Here is a 998-nt window from a genome sequence, read left to right as displayed (position 1 = left end):
CGTCAAAATCGAGGTCATCCGCTACCGGCGTCACGGTTTTATCTGTAGCCTGTGGCGCCGAAATCTGATCACCGGTATGCAGAATACGCTCCGGTAGTGGTACCGGCCCGCTTAGCGTCAGTGGTCCATTTGCACCAAGTGCGTCAGCCGGGCTGACAAAAATAGTTTGCGCCGGTACATCTGCGACAGCGGGAAGAGTATAGCCCCAGTAGCCGGTTTCCTTATCCAGTACTGCACGAGCGACCTTCACGGCACCGGCAGTATTGGTTTTGACCAGCTGAACATCCAGAATGCCGCTATCATTCATAACCAGACGGCCACGAACCGGCATACTGACAGATGTTTTCTGATCTGCTGCTTTATTCAATGCCGCGGTATCAGGCAGACCAAACGCATCGCCAGGCATCATCGAACTGATATCCCGACCGGGCACCATATCACTACCGACGCCAACTGATTTCGATAACACAAGACCGGCAATGGTTAATGCTACTGGGTTAGCCACCACAGCGACACTTAACGTCGCCAGAGCCTCGCTGATGAAAGCTCCCAGGCTGGCCGCAGCATCAGCCGACAGAGTAAAACCTCCACGTGACGCAGTTGACTAGGTCAGAGGAATAGCAAAAGGTGCCGCTGTAGCCGGGATACCCCTGACAGCCTGAATCTCTGAAGATTTCAGTTTATCTGCGGCTGTACAACAGGCCTGCAGCGCTTTTGCTTTTTCAGCAATGGCTCTGGCCTCCTCAGCGGCTTTCGCTGCTGCATCAGCCTGTCGTTTTTTTTCTGCCGCAGCGGCGGCTGCTGCTTCCGCCTCCTGGCGTTTACGTTCAGCAGCGGCGGCTTGTTCTGCGGACGCTAATGCAGCCTGGGCGTAAGCGTACAGCGTGAACCGTCTGGTCATAATCTGAAGCATCCGACAAAGTGGTGTCCACCAAATAAGTAGTGGGAACCAAAGTGTCAGATATGCAGAAAAATATGACTCCCGGCAGGCGTAAAGG

General features: G+C 54.2%; 1 pseudogene. It reads right to left on the bottom strand.

The annotated features are described in order from the left end of the window. Positions 1-871, bottom strand: a pseudogene (locus tag MKS11_RS27390) (klebicin B-related nuclease bacteriocin); the annotation flags it as partial. Positions 872-998 lie beyond the last annotated feature (127 nt).

It is taken from the genome of Klebsiella sp. K5-45 (assembly GCF_030128605.1).
Lineage (GTDB): Bacteria > Pseudomonadota > Gammaproteobacteria > Enterobacterales > Enterobacteriaceae > Klebsiella > Klebsiella quasipneumoniae.
Note: the sequence above shows the minus strand (reverse complement) of the source record. Positions and strands in the feature narration are given on the sequence as shown.